Source organism: Psychrobacter sp. NPDC078409, from assembly GCF_050268505.1.
Taxonomy (GTDB): domain Bacteria; phylum Pseudomonadota; class Gammaproteobacteria; order Pseudomonadales; family Moraxellaceae; genus Psychrobacter.
In genome coordinates, this window is sequence record NZ_JBNNGW010000002.1 from 485,702 (window position 1) to 504,032 (window position 18,331).

14 protein-coding genes are annotated in these 18,331 nt (G+C 42.5%); 9 read left to right on the forward strand and 5 right to left on the reverse strand.

Annotated features, from left to right (window positions below; translation table 11 throughout):
• Window positions 1-132: 132 nt before the first annotated feature.
• The gene (gene purH, locus ACQKC9_RS05065) at window positions 133-1,713 is read left to right on the forward strand and encodes a bifunctional phosphoribosylaminoimidazolecarboxamide formyltransferase/IMP cyclohydrolase (protein WP_427620757.1); all 1,581 of its coding nucleotides are present in this window, start codon (window positions 133-135) and stop codon (window positions 1,711-1,713) included.
• A 181-nt stretch (window positions 1,714-1,894) separates the two neighbouring features.
• Here purH and ACQKC9_RS05070 read toward each other — a convergent pair whose 3' ends face one another.
• Together ACQKC9_RS05070 and ACQKC9_RS05075 are read right to left on the reverse strand one after the other, a co-directional pair.
• The gene (locus ACQKC9_RS05070) at window positions 1,895-3,769 is read right to left on the reverse strand and encodes a SurA N-terminal domain-containing protein (protein WP_427620758.1); all 1,875 of its coding nucleotides are present in this window, start codon (window positions 3,767-3,769) and stop codon (window positions 1,895-1,897) included.
• A gap of 351 nt (window positions 3,770-4,120) precedes the next feature.
• Complete coding sequence (locus ACQKC9_RS05075; RefSeq protein ID WP_045445077.1) at window positions 4,121-4,393, reverse strand: HU family DNA-binding protein; 273 nt, start codon at window positions 4,391-4,393, stop codon at window positions 4,121-4,123.
• 524 nt (window positions 4,394-4,917) lie between these two features.
• Between ACQKC9_RS05075 and ACQKC9_RS05080 the strand changes: the two genes are divergently transcribed.
• From ACQKC9_RS05080 to fdx, 8 genes are all read left to right on the forward strand, one after another.
• Window positions 4,918-5,562 carry a hypothetical protein gene (locus ACQKC9_RS05080; RefSeq protein ID WP_427620759.1) on the forward strand — a complete coding sequence of 215 codons (645 nt, stop codon included), beginning with the start codon at window positions 4,918-4,920 and terminating at the stop codon, window positions 5,560-5,562.
• A 394-nt stretch (window positions 5,563-5,956) separates the two neighbouring features.
• Window positions 5,957-6,466 (forward strand): Rrf2 family transcriptional regulator, encoded by a 510-nt coding sequence (locus ACQKC9_RS05085; RefSeq protein WP_057759222.1) that lies wholly within the window; start codon window positions 5,957-5,959, stop codon window positions 6,464-6,466.
• Window positions 6,463-7,689 carry an IscS subfamily cysteine desulfurase gene (locus ACQKC9_RS05090; protein WP_238053183.1) on the forward strand — a complete coding sequence of 409 codons (1,227 nt, stop codon included), beginning with the start codon at window positions 6,463-6,465 and terminating at the stop codon, window positions 7,687-7,689. The genes ACQKC9_RS05085 and ACQKC9_RS05090 overlap by 4 nt, the downstream gene beginning before the upstream one ends.
• A 152-nt stretch (window positions 7,690-7,841) precedes the next feature.
• Window positions 7,842-8,252 (forward strand): Fe-S cluster assembly scaffold IscU, encoded by a 411-nt coding sequence (gene iscU, locus ACQKC9_RS05095; RefSeq protein WP_057759218.1) that lies wholly within the window; start codon window positions 7,842-7,844, stop codon window positions 8,250-8,252.
• Between the two features lie 232 nt (window positions 8,253-8,484).
• Window positions 8,485-8,805: an iron-sulfur cluster assembly protein IscA gene (iscA, locus tag ACQKC9_RS05100; RefSeq protein WP_021814983.1), complete on the forward strand. Its 321-nt coding sequence runs from the start codon at window positions 8,485-8,487 to the stop codon at window positions 8,803-8,805.
• Window positions 8,806-8,975: 170 nt separating this feature from the next.
• Window positions 8,976-9,557: a Fe-S protein assembly co-chaperone HscB gene (hscB, locus tag ACQKC9_RS05105; RefSeq protein ID WP_427620760.1), complete on the forward strand. Its 582-nt coding sequence runs from the start codon at window positions 8,976-8,978 to the stop codon at window positions 9,555-9,557.
• A 209-nt stretch (window positions 9,558-9,766) separates the two neighbouring features.
• Window positions 9,767-11,647, forward strand: a complete 1,881-nt coding sequence (gene hscA, locus ACQKC9_RS05110; protein WP_427620761.1) for a Fe-S protein assembly chaperone HscA — start codon at window positions 9,767-9,769, stop codon at window positions 11,645-11,647.
• Between the two features lie 86 nt (window positions 11,648-11,733).
• Window positions 11,734-12,072 carry an ISC system 2Fe-2S type ferredoxin gene (gene fdx, locus ACQKC9_RS05115; RefSeq protein WP_427620762.1) on the forward strand — a complete coding sequence of 113 codons (339 nt, stop codon included), beginning with the start codon at window positions 11,734-11,736 and terminating at the stop codon, window positions 12,070-12,072.
• Between the two features lie 96 nt (window positions 12,073-12,168).
• Here the strand turns inward: fdx and ACQKC9_RS05120 are convergent, their stop codons facing one another.
• The 3 genes from ACQKC9_RS05120 to mfd all read right to left on the reverse strand — a co-directional run bounded on the left by ACQKC9_RS05120 (window position 12,169) and on the right by mfd (window position 18,193).
• On the reverse strand, window positions 12,169-13,590 hold the full coding sequence (locus tag ACQKC9_RS05120; protein ID WP_427620764.1) for an adenylate/guanylate cyclase domain-containing protein: 1,422 nt from the start codon (window positions 13,588-13,590) through the stop codon (window positions 12,169-12,171).
• A 310-nt stretch (window positions 13,591-13,900) separates the two neighbouring features.
• Window positions 13,901-14,332: an HIT domain-containing protein gene (locus tag ACQKC9_RS05125; protein ID WP_057759208.1), complete on the reverse strand. Its 432-nt coding sequence runs from the start codon at window positions 14,330-14,332 to the stop codon at window positions 13,901-13,903.
• Between the two features lie 150 nt (window positions 14,333-14,482).
• Complete coding sequence (gene mfd, locus ACQKC9_RS05130; protein ID WP_427620766.1) at window positions 14,483-18,193, reverse strand: transcription-repair coupling factor; 3,711 nt, start codon at window positions 18,191-18,193, stop codon at window positions 14,483-14,485.
• Between the last annotated feature and the right edge of the window lie 138 nt (window positions 18,194-18,331).

An 18,331-nucleotide genomic window follows, 5' to 3' on the forward strand; every position in this document is an offset into this window, starting at 1 on the left:
ACCCATCATCATTGACTATCATTATGTATGGCAATTAAATGTTCCCCGCTTTATCTATCATGATACGGCATACCGTTGTCATCATCACCTTGCCAGACGTTTACGTCAGGCTTTTTTTATGGAAAATTTCTTATGAGTACAACCCCACTTGCCCTACTATCGGTCTCCGATAAGTCTAACATCGTCGAGTTTGCTCAAGGCCTTCTCAAAGCAGGTTTTGGTTTATTATCTACTGGCGGTACTTATCGCTTGCTCACAGAAAACAACGTCGACGTGACTGAAGTATCAGATTACACAGGCTTTCCTGAAATGATGGATGGCCGTGTTAAAACGCTACATCCTAAGATTCACGGTGGTATTCTAGGACGCCGTGGTACAGATGATGCAGTAATGAGTGATCATGCGATCGAACGTATCGACTTGGTCGTCGTGAACTTATATCCGTTTGCTGAAACGATTGCACGTGCTGACGTAACTATGAACGACGCTATCGAAAACATCGATATTGGTGGCCCTACCATGGTACGTTCAGCGGCGAAAAACCACGCTCATGTGGGTATCGTCACTGATCCAGCTGATTATGACCGTGTACTTAACGCCTTAGATGGTGGTACTGAACTGACGACTGCTTTACGTTATGATTTGGCCGTAAAGGCATTTGAGCATACTGCACAGTACGACGGTATGATTGCCAACTTCTTAGGTAGCCGTGTCAACGAAACTCAAGAACCAGAAAACTTCCCACGTACATTCAATGTACAGCTTGAAAAAGCACAAGACCTACGCTACGGTGAAAACCCGCATCAAAATGCAGCTTTCTATACTGAAAACCAGCCTTTAAAAAGCAAACAAGCCTCAATCGCAACGGCTAAGCAGTTACAAGGCAAAGCGCTATCTTATAATAATATCGCTGATACCGATGCTGCGCTTGAGTGCGTTAAAGCTTTCAGCGCGCCTGCTTGCGTTATCGTTAAGCATGCCAACCCTTGCGGTGTCGCTGTTGATAATGACCAAGTAGCGGCTTATCGTACTGCTTTTAGCACTGATCCTGAATCATCTTTTGGCGGTATCATCGCATTCAACCGTCCGTTGACGCTTGCTGCTGCAAAGGCAATTATCGACAATCAGTTCGTAGAAGTGATTATTGCACCTAGTATCGAAGACGGTGTACTTGAAGCGACAGCTACTAAGAAAAACGTACGTGTCTTGGTATGCGGCGAGCTACCAGCACCAGATCAGCGCGATATCCAACTTGACTATAAGCGCGTTAACGGTGGCTTACTGGTACAAGAGCAAGACCTTGGTTTAATCACTGCTAACGACCTAAAAATTGTCACTGATGTACAACCAACTGAAGCGCAAGTGGCAGATCTACTGTTCAGCTGGAACGTGGCAAAATACGTCAAATCTAATGCCATTGTCTACGCAAAAGGCCAACGTACTATCGGTATTGGCGCAGGCCAAATGAGCCGCGTTAACTCAGCACGTATTGCTGCTATCAAAGCAGAACATGCTGGACTAGCAACTGAAGGTGCTGTTATGGCATCAGATGCGTTCTTCCCTTTCCGTGATGGCATCGACAATGCTGCTGAAGTAGGTATCTCTGCTATCATTCAGCCAGGTGGCTCTATGCGTGATGACGAAACCATTGCTGCTGCTAATGAGCATGGTATCGCGATGGTATTTACTGGCATGCGCCATTTCCGCCATTAAACAATCACCTATTAGTTTAAGACTAGGATTAGTCGCAGCAATTGTATTTATTACTGCGACTAATTTTCAGCTTCTATAGTATTCGTGATAATTATCGTTAAAGCATCACCCAAAAAAAAGCCACTGCATCAATCGATACAGTGGCTTTTTTAATAGCTAAGAATAACGAACTAGCAAATACTTAGCGTCCTTGCGCATTTGCCATGTTGCTTTCATTAATCTCAACCGTATATACCATACGTAGATAGTCCAAATAGTCTTGCAACTGGTCTTGGCCTAAATTGTCACGAATAATACTGGCTGTTTGCGCTCTTTGCATATCAGACAGTGGTGACTGCTGCTCAGTTTTAATACGGTCTCCAACCAGTAGCGTTGCACCCATCTCAGTCTCACTAGCAATCGCAACAACACCGTTATCAGCGGCTTGTTTGCTAAATGCCAACCCACGCTCTTTGTCCGTTAGCTGCGTCGTTTGACGGTTAATTTCACCCAGTGCTTGGAAGCTTACCGACTGCTTATTTATATCAGCTGGCGTCTTGATACCAGCAGCCAATGCTTTAGCGTCTTTTAAAGCTAATGCTGTCGCTTTCTGCTGACGAAGTATTTGAGTGATTCTTGGGGTTGCATTTGCTAGAGCAAGCGTCTTAGTAGGACGATAATTGCTCGGCTGTAGCCATACGGTACCGTTACCAACTTCTACGCCCGCCGTTACCGCTTGATCTTGAATAGTAAACTCATCAAATGCCTGTTTAACGACTGTTGGTTGCGGCAGTGCAGACTTATTATTCACTTTACGATAATCTTTAATACGCTTGAGGCTGACATTTTCTTGCTGTGCAATATCTTCGATACTGAAACCATCTGCTGCCAAATCATTGATTGATGTCACTTTATCAGCATAGATTTCCTGACGTTTATATTCTTTTGCTTTTGCAGTCAACTCTTCACGCATACTGTCTAGGCTTGGAACCTTTTTACCATTGTCTTCAGTGACCGTAAATATCTGATAACCAAAGCTAGTCTTGATAGGTGCAGTCACATCACCAACGCTCAACCCTTCTAGTGCCTCTTGTACAGTATCTGCATCACTGCCAAACACTGACGGATTAAAGCGTCCGATATCACCACCTGTTTCACCTGATGGATCGTCCGACTCTGCTTTAGCAAGCGCAGCAAACGCTTCACCTTTATTCAGACGTGCTTTCACTTTATCGGCTCGTGTCTTAGCATCTTTACCAGTAAACAGAATCTGACTGACTTTACGCTCATCAGTAGCCGAAATGCTCTGCTTATATGCTTCGTACTGTTGCTGCAATTGTTCTGCTGTTACTTCATCAACCTTGATAGTTTGCGGGCTGAGCTGAATATAAGCCAAGTCAACCATCGCTGCACTTTTCAATATGTCTTTGTTAGCATCATAGTAAGACTGAATGTCTGTTTTGCTAAGCTTAACTTTGTCAGCATAGTCTTGCCAATTAAAGCGATGTACCCAAACGTTGCGCGACTCAAGTTGCAAGTCAATCAATTGACTGACCGCTTGCATAGGATAAACGGCCGTACCAACGATACTAGCATTTAGTTGATCCAAGCTTAACTGATTGCGAAATTCTGCAAATAGCTGGTTTTTAGTCATGCCGCGTTGACGCAAGAAGTTTGAGAACTGATCGTTTGAAAAGTTACCTTCTGCATCTTGGAATATTTCTTCTTGACGTAACAGACGATTGATCGTGTCGTCAGACACTGTCATACCAAGCTTGCCTGCTTGCTGCTCTAACAACGTACGGTCGATTAGACCCTTTAATACTTGCTCATGAAGCACATCTTCATTCAATAAGCTGGCATCTTCGACTTGCTCTAGCACTTCAGAACGACGGCTATTGACAGCAGTTTGATACTCGGACAATCCTACGCTTGCCTCACCTACCTGCGCAATCTGATTGGGATCGACGTTGCCGCCAAAATAGCTTTCGACACCCAAGAGAGCGAGCGGCGATAGGCATAAAATCAATAAAATGCGACCTGGCCAGCTTTTTAAGAAATCGCGCAATTTATCCATAGTTATCTCTGCTTTATTAACCTATATTGATGAAAAACCATTGTAATACTGTTAGGAGCTGTTAAGTGCAACCTGCCAACATCAGTGCTATATAAGCTAGCAATGGTAAGAGTAAGAGCGTATGCATTTTATAGTAAAAAACAAAATTTACTAAAGAAATCTGACTTAAATGACACACCTATCGCGCGCCCTATGATACGTGATTTTTCATGCAGACTCAAAATATTCACAACGCATGATACAAACTATAGCGATAAAAAAAGCACCTAAATATTAGGTGCTCTCTTCGATGGCTAGCTCATTACCTCAGCTATAGACCACCGACTATCATTTTACGCTTAAAAAGGCGGCTTAGTTCAAGCGCTCTTTTAAGTTTTTACCAGCTTTGAAGCTTGGTACTTTGCTTGCTGGAATGCTTAGCTCTTCGCCAGTCTTAGGGTTACGACCAGTGCGTGCTTTGCGATCTTTTACACTGAAAGTACCAAAGCCAACTAATGAGATGCTATCGCCAGCTTCTAGCGCTTCGCCAACACTTTCCATAACAGCGTTTAGTGCATCACCAGCTTGGGTTTTATTTAGACCACTTTTGTCTGCGATGCTATCAATTAATTCTGACTTATTCATAAAATTTCCTTCAAGTTTAAGGGGGTAATAAATGCTCACGCCAAGTATTGTAACGCTCTCATGGTGCTTACGCAATAAAAACTACCTAACTGGCGCATTAACAGGTTCTTCTTTGTTATCGTCTTTATATCAAGGCAGCATAAGGAGCGCAAGCGATTTTACATATTTTTGTGCTCTACACTACGTATTTGACACCTAATGTTACGCAAAGCGTTAGGAATTTATATATAAGTGGCTCTGTATAACTGAGACGATTGGCTTTCCTATTTTCTACGCTTTGTCAGATTTGTCAATTGCCGTCTGTGCATTGCTATGCATTAAGTTTGTATATTACTGGTCATAAATAAGAGTGTCTTTATTGACTGCTAAATTGTAATGTAATAGTTTAGCCACTACAGAAACTAGCGTTACTTTTTATTATAAAGACGTTACTATAAGCAAAATATCACTGCAAGTATTGGGCAAATACAGACTTCTGTTTGCTAAATATCTAAAACTTGCTAAATAAAAAACGGATTACTTACATGAAGCGTTCTACGTTGTCTCACTCTTTTCTTAATATCATTTTAGTATTTATCGAGTCGGCGCTGACATTATTGTTACGTTTGGATCCTGAATTGCGTAAGGCCGCTTATCCGCTTGCTAAGCAAGGCACCGTGGTGGCGCTTCGCCTGTATTTACCGCATGTAGAAGTATTTGCCACCTTTAGTACCAAAGGCGTGTTACTAGATGCTCAGCTGCCGATTGGTCGTAGTGAGCCTGACGTGGTTATCAATGCCTACAGCATTCAAGTTATCAACGCCATCACCACTCATGATAGCGAAACCACTGAAAAGCTACAGATGCGCGGTGAGTCGATTCAAGTACAACTGGTTAAACAGTTTATTATGCAACTTGGGCTTGGCAGCTTGATTCAGGGGCTGATCAAAAAGATAAAGGGTGGTAAAGCCAAAACCAAACCTACAGAAGCTGATCTGGAAGAAAAAAAGAACAACTACAAACTTCGTATTAAAGAACAGCAAACACAGATTAATACCTTGACCATCAAAAACCGTGAACTTGAAACAACCGTAAAAGAGCTTCAAAGCAAGCAAAAGACGTTGATAATTGTCACTGTTGTTGCGCTTGTCATTATGATCGGTTCAGTCATCGCACTATTGATGAATTAGTTTTGGTTCGCTGAATTACTTATAAATAAGCGTTCAATGTCTTCTATAGATATTGAACGCTTATTTTTTACTTGATCAAATATATCTGAGCAGACAAATTAAGCTGCTTATATCTCACTCATATCTCTCTTCTGAACATCATTGTTTTTATCAATTACAGCAATAAGCTTGATTAACCATTGAACCACACTTTAATCTTGACTAAATTACTCGGGATTAAGTATAATTACCTTAATCGTTGCACACATCGGGTTAATCATCTGTTGTTCAATAACGATAAGACAAAACTTAGCTGACGTATTATTGGTTGCTCTTTTTATCTTATGAGTACTTATTAAAACCTTTGGCTAAGATCGTTGTTAAACATAAATGACATCAAGTTTGGAGATAACACATGCGTTTGACTACTCGGGGCAGATACGCTGTTACCGCATTATTAGATTTGGCATTGCAGACTAGCCAACAAGACAGTGCTGTATCATTATCCGATATCGCCAAACGGCAATCGATTTCAATCTCGTATCTTGAACAGTTATTTTCTAAACTCCGCAAACGCGGCCTTGTCACGAGTATTCGCGGTGCTGCAGGTGGTTACCACCTAGCTAAACCATTGAATGAGATAGATGTGATGAGCATCATATCTGCGGTTGATGAGTCAGTAAATGCGATGCAGTGTGAAGGACGCGGTGACTGTCAAGGTGGTACAATGTGCCTAACTCACGATCTGTGGTGTGCACTATCAAATCATATCGAACAGTACTTGAAAAATATAACATTAGCGCAATTATTAGATATGGAAAACGTGCAGTCAGTCTCAGAGCGTCAGCACACCTCTACAAAAGATATTTCCATAAAAGACATTAATACTATTACTCTATCGAACAGCGAGGCAAACCCAGCATGAGCCAACATAACAACCTTATATACTTAGATTATGCCGCCACTACCCCAGTTGCTAAATCAGTAGCTGCCAAGATGAGCGAGTATTTGACTGTAGATGGTGTCTTTGGTAACCCAGCTTCACGCTCACATGGTTACGGCTGGCAAGCGGAAGAAGCAGTAGAAACTGCTCGCGGTCAAGTGGCTGAAGTAATCAACGCTGATCCACGCGAAATCGTCTTTACTTCTGGTGCGACTGAGTCTGACAACCTAGCTATTAAGGGTGCAGCACATTTTTATCAGTCTCGTGGCAAACATATCATTACCAGTAAAATTGAGCACAAAGCTGTATTAGATACCTGCCGCGAGCTTGAGCAAGAAGGTTTTGAGATTACGTATCTTGAGCCACAGCCAAGCACAGGTCTTATCTTGCCAGAGCAAGTAAAAGCAGCACTGCGTGATGATACTATTTTAGTATCACTTATGATGGTAAACAATGAGCTTGGTACTATTACTGATGTTGCAGCGATTGGTGAAATCACTCGCGAAGCTGGCGTAGTTTTCCATGTTGATGGCGCACAGTCTGTTGGTAAAGTAAAAATCAATCTTGAAGAAATGAAAATTGATTTGATGAGCTTCTCAGGTCATAAAGCATACGGCCCTAAAGGTATCGGTGCATTGTTTGTTCGTCGTAAGCCACGTATCCGCTTGAAAGCTGAGCAACATGGCGGTGGTCATGAGCGTGGTATGCGTTCAGGTACTTTACCAACGCATCAAATCGTTGGCCTAGGCGCAGCATTTGCTTTAGCTAATGAAAGCTATGAAGCCGACCATGCACATGCTGCAAAATTGCGTCAAAAGCTTTGGGATGGCCTACAAGACATCGAAGAGATTTACTTAAATGGTGATCTTGAGAATAGCGTACCAAACATTGTAAACATCAGCTTTAACTTCGTCGAAGGCGAGTCATTGATGATGTCACTTAAAGATTTAGCGGTATCATCAGGTTCAGCCTGTACGTCAGCAACGCTTGAGCCATCATATGTACTACGTGCAATTGGTCGTCCAGATGAATTGGCACATAGCTCAATCCGCTTTAGCTTCGGCCGTTATACTACTGACGAAGACATCGATACCGTTATCAAACAGATGCATGAAGCCGTTGACAAACTACGTGCCCTATCACCACTTTGGGATATGTATCAAGAAGGTGTTGATCTAAACTCAGTCGAGTGGGCTGAGCATTAATTTCTAATATAGCTTTTTAATATAGCTAGCAACATATTTATGAAACGATTGATCAGACAATTAAATTAAGCGTTTGACCCCAATTATCGATGAGTAGTTAGACACTTAAAGTTGATAAACGACTACTCATCATCTAACTAGGAGAAAACCCCATGGCCTATAGTGACCAAGTTATTGATCATTACGAAAACCCACGCAACGTTGGTAATCTTGACAAAAATGCCAAAAACGTTGGTACCGGCATGGTCGGTGCCCCAGCATGTGGCGATGTAATGCGTCTACAAATCCAAGTCGACGATAATGGTATTATCGAAGATGCGCGTTTTAAGACTTATGGCTGCGGCTCAGCGATTGCTTCAAGCTCGCTTGTTACTGAGTGGTTAAAAGGCAAAAGCTTGGATCAAGCTGGCGAAATCAAAAACAACGATATCGCTCAAGAGCTAGCATTACCACCAGTAAAAGTGCATTGCTCTGTACTTGCAGAAGACGCTATTAAAGCCGCTATTAGCGACTATAAAGGTAAGCATGGCGTAGCAGCTCCAGCAGAAGAAGCTGCGATCTAAATTAAGCTAGGCTAAGCCTGCTAGCGTATGCGCTACGTTGTACTAGCAACGCTAAAGTAGCAATGTGTAATCGCTACTGACGCTAAAGAGGTGACAATGACACTTATGTAATTGTCACCTTTTGTTTTCTAATAGTCGTAAGCCTACACTTTTGGCAATCTTGTAATTCTGGTTGTCAGTTTATCTAGATTTTTTTATTGATATTTATGATTAATAGTCAATGGGAGTTGGCATGATTGAAATGACAGAACGCGCCGCTCAGCATGTTCGAGACTTTTTGGACAATCGCGGCAAAGGCGAAGGCATTCGAGTTGGTATCCGTACGGCGGGTTGCTCGGGCTTGGCTTACGTTTTAGAGTTTGTAGATACCCCTGATGAAAATGACACGCGTTATGAAAGTCGCGGTGTTAGCATCTTTATTGATCCTAAAAGCCTCGTATATTTAGACGGCTTGTTGATGGATTACGAAAAAGAAGGTCTAAACGAAGGCTTTAAATTCACCAACCCTAACCAAAAGGGTGAATGTGGTTGCGGTGAGTCGTTTACAGTTTAATTATTCAATGGCTGAAAACCGATATATTTATGCTTCAACAAACTTTCATAAGAATAGTGCAGTATCTCTGCTATCGCTATGAAGAAAGGTTAATTTAGTTAGCCAAGCGATTCAGTATTCTTAGCTAGGTCATGACCTCAAAAACAAATAAAAAAGCAAGGCATCAGATTATGACAGATATTACTTCAGAACCACAGTTTGATAACTTCTTTGCCCTATTTGAGCAGCCTGTACAATTTGAAATTAATCAAAGCAGTCTAGAGCAACGTTTGCGCTTGCTGCAAAAACGCTATCATCCTGATAATGTTGCCAAAAATCAGACCGATATGGTTCAAGCACAGTTGCAGTCTGAAAAAGCATCGGCTTTAATCAATCAAGCGTATCAGACTCTAAGCGCTCCTGATAGTCGTGCTGGTTATTTACTAGACATGGCGGATCAAGCACAAAACATAGAGCATTCAATCGCAGATTTAGACTTTTTGGAAGATGCGATGCAGATGCGTATGGATCTAGATGATGCTATCGAAGACAAAGATCTTGCAGCCTTGCAGCAATTACATCCTCAAATTACAGAGCGTCTAGCAAATCAATCTGAACGCTTTAGCAACGCTTATCAAAATCAAGATTGGCAAACAGCGATTGATGCGACACAGAAACTAAAATTTTTGGTTAAGCTAAATGCTGATGTGACGACTGGGCTTGATGATGTCGCAAATTCGTCGCATTCAGATGACGATGACCTATACGTCTAAACGTCTGTGGTTATGGCTCTCACTAATAAGCTAAATTCTATATATTTGGTTAAAATAGTAACCGTGATACCGTATAATCTTTGAGCCTAAGCGCGTCAAACTGTCAGAATCTGTATTCCATGGAGTGAGATTACCGACGTTAAGCTTTCGTACTACATATGCTATATTTGCTCCATTTCACTTATTCATTTTATCTCTGAGTTATCCTTATGTCTTTAATGCAAATTGCTGAACCCAATCAAAGCGCTCAACCTCACCAACATAAATTTGGCTTGGGCATTGACCTTGGCACTACACGCTCGTTGGTTGCTGTGGTGCGTTCAGGTAAGGCACAAGTCTTAGAGGCAGGGTCAGAGACAGATACATTATTACCGTCTGTTGTCTATTATCCAGCGACTGGTACGCCATTGGTTGGCTATGATGCCCTAGCGCATTTAGCGGATGATCCAAAAAATACGATCGTCTCGGCTAAGCGTTTTATGGGTCGTAGTCAAGCTGATATCAAATTCTCTCATCCTTATGAGTTATCTGGTAATAAAGATGATATGCCTGCCTTTGTAACGGCTCAAGGCGAGGTTTCTCCTGTTGCAGTATCAGCGCGTATCTTAGCCGCTCTTGAGCAACGTGCAGCGAGTGCCTTACCTGCAGATAGCATTGAAGGTGCCGTAATTACGGTACCCGCTTATTTTGATGAAGCACAGCGCCAAGCAACCAAAGATGCCGCTCAAGCAGCGGGTATCAACGTACTACGTTTACTCAATGAACCAACGGCGGCTGCGGTCGCTTATGGTCTTGACCAATCATCAGAAGACAATAAAAAAGAAAGCTATTACTTAATCTATGATTTGGGCGGTGGTACTTTTGACGTCTCTATCTTAAAACTTACCGATGGTGTCTTTGAGGTATTGGCAACTGGTGGTAATAGTGCGTTAGGCGGTGATGATATTGATCGTCTTATTACCAATTGGATTATTAAACAATTAAATATCGATCCAAAAGACGTAAGCCTACATGACAAATCAATACTAGCTCAACAAGCTAAAGCTTATAAACAAGCATTGACTGACGCTGAGCAAGTGGACATCAGTGTTAGTGTCAATGGTCAGTCTTATCAAGGCGTATTAAGCCGTACAGATGTACTAACTATCGTAGAGCCTGTTAGTCGCCGTACGCTAAGCGTGTGCGAACAAGTACTACGCGATGCTAAGCTGTCTACTAAAGATCTAGATGAAGTTATCTTAGTGGGCGGTTCGACTCGTATGCCTGCAGTACAGCAAATCGTGACTGAATTTTTTGCTAAGCAGCCACTTTGCCGTTTAAATCCAGATGAGGTGGTTGCCTTGGGCGCTGCCCAGACTGCTCATCAATTGGTCAATGGTGATAGTGACAACAATTTATTGTTATTGGACGTGACGCCATTGTCATTAGGTCTTGAGACCATGGGTGGTTTGGTTGAAGTACTGATACCACGTAATACGCCTATCCCTGTAAAAAAACGTCAAGTGTTTACTACTTACCAAGATGGTCAAACAGGCATGGTGATTCACGTGGTGCAAGGTGAGCGCGAGACGGTAGAAAACTGTCGCTCACTGGGACGTTTTGAGCTGTATGGTATCCCGCCAATGAAAGCTGGGTTTGCTCGTATTGAAGTTACCTTTAGTATTGATGCCAACGGTCAGCTTACTGTCAGTGCGCAAGAAACTACAACCAAAACAGAAAGCAAAATCGAGATTGTGCCTTCTTATGGTCTATCAGATGAGCAAAAAGAACAGTTGCTTGTTGCAGGGTTTAAACACGCAGAAGAAGACAAAAATGCGCGTTCTTTAATTGAGACCAAAGTAGAAGCGGAACGTGAAGTACTTGCCCTAGAGTCGGCACTTAACGAATTTTCGGCGTTGCTCTCTGTCGAAGAACAACAGTCCCTAGCAGAGCATATACAAGCGCTACGTAACTCTCTTAGCACTGATGACTTAGCGCTTATTGAAACGCAACAAGCACAGCTTAAGCCACATAGTGATGCCTTTGCTGCACGTATTATGAATCAAAGCGTCAAGACCAGTATGGCCGGTACTAGTGCCAAAGACTGGTAATAAATACATCGACAAATATAGCTTAGTTAACATATTAAGCTAACTTCTAATATTTTTTAAATTGATTAGCATCGGACAGATAATTTATGCCAAAAATTACCGTACTACCCCATCACGAAATTTGCCCTGAAGGTGCAGAAGTTGAGCTACAAGCTGGTGAAAACTTGTGCAAAGCACTATTAGAAAAAGGCATTAAAATCGAGCATGCCTGTGAGATGTCAAAAGCTTGTACCACATGTCATGTCGTAGTACGTAAAGGTTTCAACAGTTTGGATGAGATGGATGATATTGAAGCCGATCTGCTTGATCGTGCTTGGGGACTAGAGCCTGATTCACGTTTATCTTGTCAGGTCATGCTTGATGATGATGACTTGACCATCGAAGTCCCTAAATATACCCTCAATCACGCTAAAGAAAATCATTAAACACTGATAATACTTCCTAGTTATGACTAAAAAGGCCAGCTATATGATAGCTGGCCTTTTTCTATATATGAATTTGAGATATTAAACTTGAAACGCTTACTTGCGATTGGCATTCTCACGTTTACTTTCTGCAGCTATGCCCTTTGCTACTTTTTCTTCCTCTTGCTCGATGCGTTCCAACGCAAAATTTAAACGAGCTCTAATATCTTGATAATCATTGTCTTTCATATCTTTAAAATTTAAATGCAAATTGAAACCAGGCAATGTGTGGTCGACCCATTTAGATAAATGACCTGTACTGGCACTAGGGTCAAGTACTTGCCATGCATCGACCTTTTCATCAATACCCTTCACGCAAAATGCGGCAACGTGCTCACATTCATAGTTATGGCAAATATAATCGTAAGTGCTTTCACTGACCAATATCTGATCTTTGCCCGCGCAGGACTCAAGCCTAGAAGCTAGGTTGGCTTCTTTGCCAATGATGGTATAGCTTAATCGACTATTACTACCAAAATTACCAACGTGACAGTAGCCAGTGGTGATACCAACACGTATATACAAGCCTTCAAACCCCATTAACCGCCATTTCTGACGTAAGGTGCGCATTTCTCGGCGCATATCAATTGCCATCGCCACACAATCTAGTGCATCTTGACGCGAGCCGCGGCTATTCGGCTCACCAAAAAAACATACCATGCCATCACCAATAAACTTATCAAGCACTGCGCCATGTTTATCAGCGATTGACGTCATACAATGCATATAAGTATTGAGAATGTCTGACAAGTTGTCAGAGCTTAGACTATCAGACAGTTCGGTAAAGCCGACAATATCTGAAAACATGATAGTTATTTTTGCGCGTTTATTAGAAACACTAACGGGGCTATCCGATTTGACAATAGGCTCCCAAATTTGTGGTGGTACAAAACGGGTCAGCTTATTGATCACTGATACCATTGTGCTTAGGCGTCCCCCTGCCTTATGGGCAGAAGCCTTATAACCAATGTACTCTTGATATATACGCCAGAACTGATACAAAATAACGCCTAAGCTTGCCACCATTACTATCAATGGTAATAAGCCCTCATCAAAGCCCATACTATTCGCATCTAGGACTATGCTAACGTAGTAAAATACAATAATCGTCACAACAGATACAGATAACAGTCTGAGGTGATTCTCAGGTCGGCTAAGAATGATACGCACACCAATCAAAGCAGCCAAGCTGATTGATATGACCGTACAGCATTGTAGTGAGCCGATGACAACCGATAATAGAATAATAACGATATTAGACGTCCAAAAGCTGGTCTGGCGTCGGTAGTTATATATCAGGATCATGAGGCTTGGCAATGTAATAATAACCAATAGTGCCATTGAGATAGAGCGGAAGTCGTAGTATATAGCACGCAATACAACCGTCAGTATTAACACGAACACTTCTGGATAGTCAAAACGACAGGTCCCGGTGTCCTTTAACGGCGTCATTGGTTTGAATGTCTCTGAGAAGGTCATATGAGTTTCACTTAAATAAGGTGAGCTATCTGAGAGACAAAGGCATACTACACTAGCACATGTGCATCATTTGCCCTTATGACGATTTATCATAAGATATATCTAATAATATATTATACTTTCGAAATAAGTTTAAACAAGGTTACTGATGACTACAAGGCGACCTTTTGTCTAGTTTATTGGCTGTTTTACAGTTGTATTCAAACTTAATTAAAAAGAGAGGCCAGATACATTTAAGTATCTGGCCTCTCTTTTTACCTATAAAATTTAGGTTCAAGCTATTCTTATTGAAGGCAGAATAGACTGATAATTACATTTGCCAATCAAACGGCATTTGGTGATGACCACGTAATGCCATCATCAATGTTTGCTGCATTTGCGCCAACACTTCTTTAGTATATGGCACAGCTGGCACACCCCATACTGGGTTTGGCCACTGCATGTCATTTTGATAACGGACAATATGATGAAAATGAAGTTGTGGTACTTGATTACCAAGAGCGGCTACATTCATTTTATCGGCTTGGAAGGTTTTGGCTAACTGACTCGACAACCAGCTCGACTCTCGTAAAAACTGTGTTTGGTCTGCCTCAGACAACTCATATAACTCTTTGATACCGGAGACACGCGGCACCAATATAAGCCAAGGAAATTGGCAGTCATTGATTAAACGACAAGTGGATAATGGAAAATCCCCCACTAAAAAACTATCAGCAGCAAGTTTATGATGAAGTTGGAACATAATGACGGTTCTCTTGTTGTTTAATGCAAATAAAATACAGAAGGTTAAAAAGTTAGTTTAGCTATTTTATCAGTTATCGGGTTGATAAAATAGCACCATAATTTACTGGCTTAGATTAACTACCTAGCCTACTTAACAACCAACTATGTGCTAAGCAGGCTCTGTCACCATATGCTCGCTAAAATAGCGCAGCAGTTCTTGTATGACCGTCACTCGCTGTTGCGGTGTGGCCAGTTTATCGCTATTTTGGTAACGGATGCCAGATGCGCCATTCATACGATAATGCTGACCATTTGATTGGATCAATTTAATAATCGCTAACGCATCAACTGGAGTATCAGGCGCAAATTCCAGCGTCATACTACTACTATTGGCATCGATTTTATTGATTTTGAGCGGCTCTGCTTGTAAGCGTAATCCATGAATAGCGAATAGCTGCTTGGTTTGATCTGGCAGTGCCCCAAAGCGATCTATCATTTCCGTACGAATATCCGTCAACGCCTCTTTATCATCGGTATTACTAATACGCTTATAGAACAATAAGCGCTGATGCACGTCATGTAGATACTCTTCTGGAATAAGAGCAGAGCTGTGTAGGTTGATTTCACTGGTCAACGACAATGGTGTATTTAAATCAGGCTCCTTGCCAGCTTTGATGGCTTTAGTCGCACGCTCAAGCATATCCATATACAAGCTAAAGCCAATCGCCTGCATATTACCACTTTGCTGCTTGCCTAGTATCTCACCTGCACCGCGAATCTCTAAATCTTCACTTGCCAGCATAAAACCTGCACCCAAAGTATTGGCGCGTTCAATCGCATGCAAACGGCGCTTGGCATCGCCTTTGAGTCCTTTCAGAGAAGGCACTAGTAAGTAACAATACGCTTGATGATGACTACGTCCTACTCGACCACGCAGCTGATGTAATTGCGCAAGACCAAACTTATCTGCACGCTCAATGATGATCGTATTGGCATTGGGCACATCAATACCCGTCTCGATAATGGTAGAGCAAACCAACACGTTGAACTTTTTATGATAAAACTGCTGCATGATCTGCTCAAGTTGGCGCTCTTGCATTTGCCCATGAGCTACTCCTACTCTTGCTTCTGGCACTAGGTCACGAATGGTCTCTGCCATACGCTCGATACTAGCAACATCATTATGTAGCAAATATACCTGCCCACCACGCAGAAGCTCACGCAATATGGCTTCTTTCATCAGGGCTTCTGTCTTTTGCATCACAAAGGTCTTGATGGCAAGACGACGAGCAGGCGGTGTGGCGATAATCGACATATCGCGCATACCTGAGAGCGCCATATTTAGCGTTCTAGGGATCGGAGTTGCCGTCATAGACATACTATCGACATCTGTCTGAATGGCCTTGATACGTTCCTTATGACGTACTCCAAAGCGATGCTCTTCATCCACAATCATCAGGCCAAGATTTGCAAATTTCACATCTGGTTGTAGCAGTTTATGAGTACCAATGACAATGTCCACTTTGCCAGCGGCCAAATCGGCCAGTACCATTTCTTGATGTTTTTTGCCGCCAAAGCGAGACAAACTTTCAATGCGAACTGGCCAATCGGCAAAACGATCGCGGAAATTGTCTTCATGCTGACCGGCAAGTAATGTGGTAGGCACCAGTACGGCAACCTGATAACCAGCACTAACGGCAATAAACGCCGCTCGCATCGCGACTTCTGTTTTACCAAAACCAACGTCGCCACAAATGAGACGATCCATCGGCTGGTTTTGTCTCATGTCTTCCATTACGGCATAAATGGCATTGGCTTGGTCGGCGGTTTCTTCAAAGGCAAACTGACTGGCAAATAGCTCATACTGCGATGGGTCTATTTTGAAATGAATGCCAACTTTGGCCTCACGTCTTGCCTGCATATTGAGCAATTCAGCAGCGACGTCATGAATTTGCTCTAATGCTTTTTGCTTGGCTCGATCCCATTTGCCACTACCGATCTTATGGAGCGGTGCTAAGGCAGGATCACCGCCACTATAGCGACTAATCATTTGCAGATTGGCCACTGGCACATAGATACTAGCGTCATCAGAATATTTTAGGTGGATAAACTCTTGCTCACCATCGCCCACATCTAAGGTAATTAAGCCATTATAACGACCGATACCATGCTCGATATGCACTACTGGACTGCCATCTGTTATTTCAGTAACACTCTTGACTAAGAACTCTTCTGACACACCGCTTTGGCGACGACGGCGTGTCTGTAATACTTGACGACCAAACAGCTGTGTCTCGCTAATCAGCACCAAACGCTCAGGCACATAGACACCGCGCTCAATTGGCGCTACGGTCAAACCGACATGCGGTAAGTGACTGTTGTTAATAGCGCTGGTTTTATCTGCGGCTAAAAATGCCTCAAAGCTATCATACGCCTTGATATCAATCTTGCCTTTGAAGAGTTCAATGAGAATCTCGCGACGGCCTGCAGTCTCTGCAACGATTAGTACGGGTGTTGAAGTCTTTGATTGCGTATCCAAGAAGTCGAGCAATTCTGATAATGGTTCAGACTTTTGATGATTAACTGCTAATTGTGGCGGCTCTTGAGCACTTAATGTCACCAGTCCTTGTTGTTTAGTAGGCGTTAGTGAGAGTTGCGGCTGAGAGGAATCTTTACCTTCTGACGATGCCACATCATTCATCGTAGCCAGTTCATCACGAGCACTTAATATAACTCGTGGATATTGATTGAGCTGTTCATTAAGCGCGTTAGATAATAGATACAGCATTGCTGGCTCTACGATAGGCTTATCAATATCATGGCGACGCTCTTCGTAGCGACGCTGGATTTGTGACCAGTAATCAGCTTGTTTTTCATTGATTAATTCATCGGTGATAAACAATGCATCGCTTGGTAAATAGGAAAATAAGCTACTCTCCGCCTCCCAATCTTTTAAGTCAAAAAATAGTGGCTGATAATACTCTAATCCACTACTGGCAATCCCTGCCATTACGTCTTTGTGCAGCTCAGACTTACGGCTACTGGTATTAGGGAACATCGCAGCAAAGTTCGTGCGGAACGTCTCACGCCCTTCATCGAGCGGAAACTCTTTGGCGGGTAATATTTGAAATTGGTCGATAGGTTTAGAGATATCTGGCATCTTATGCAGTAGTGACAATGACTCTTTCGCCATACTGGTATCAGTGCCCGTTAACATAGCCTTCAAATCATCAGCAGTCAATGTACGCTGCGTTTGAGGATGAAAAAAGCGAATCGTTTCGATTTCATCATCGAACAAGTCTAAACGTAGCGGAAAAGGCTGACCCATGGCAAAAATATCAATAATACTGCCACGCACTGCAAACTCACCTGGTTCAAAGACATTTTCAACAGCGCGGTAACCTGCTTTTGCCAACAGCCCACGTTGGGTATTGATATCAAATCGATCGCCGACACTCAAATCAAAATGCTGACCAATTAACCAGCTTGGCGGTGCGACGCGATGCATTAATGCTTGTATCGAAATAAGCAGCACGCCCGTTTTTGGCATATCCGTCAACAGATTGATGCGTTCGCTAACGATGTCTTGATGTGGAGATAGCTCATCATAGGTTAGCGTTTCCCAGTCAGGGAATACGTAAGCATCGACTCCGCAAAATGCCAGCTCAGTCTCTATTTGATTGAGTTGGTTCTGGTCACGTGCCACCACAACTTTTAGGCGCTCGGCAACATTCCACATAGGCGTTTGCACCAAGCTTGCCAACCATAAACTGCTGACCGCACCATGGACAGGCGCTAGCCAACGCCGCTCGGCATTTTGGATAGGAAACAACTGCTGGTTAATAGGGTCAAACGCATCAGTCAAAGCAGTAATAGGCATAAAGAATAGGATCAAAGTTAAGGAGTCAGAAAGCTATTATACGAATATTTGAGCAATTACCAAAACTTATGCCGTAACGGTTTGTCACTTAAGAGTTTACCCATTAATGAGTAAGTGTTAACAACGATTATTGCGCTT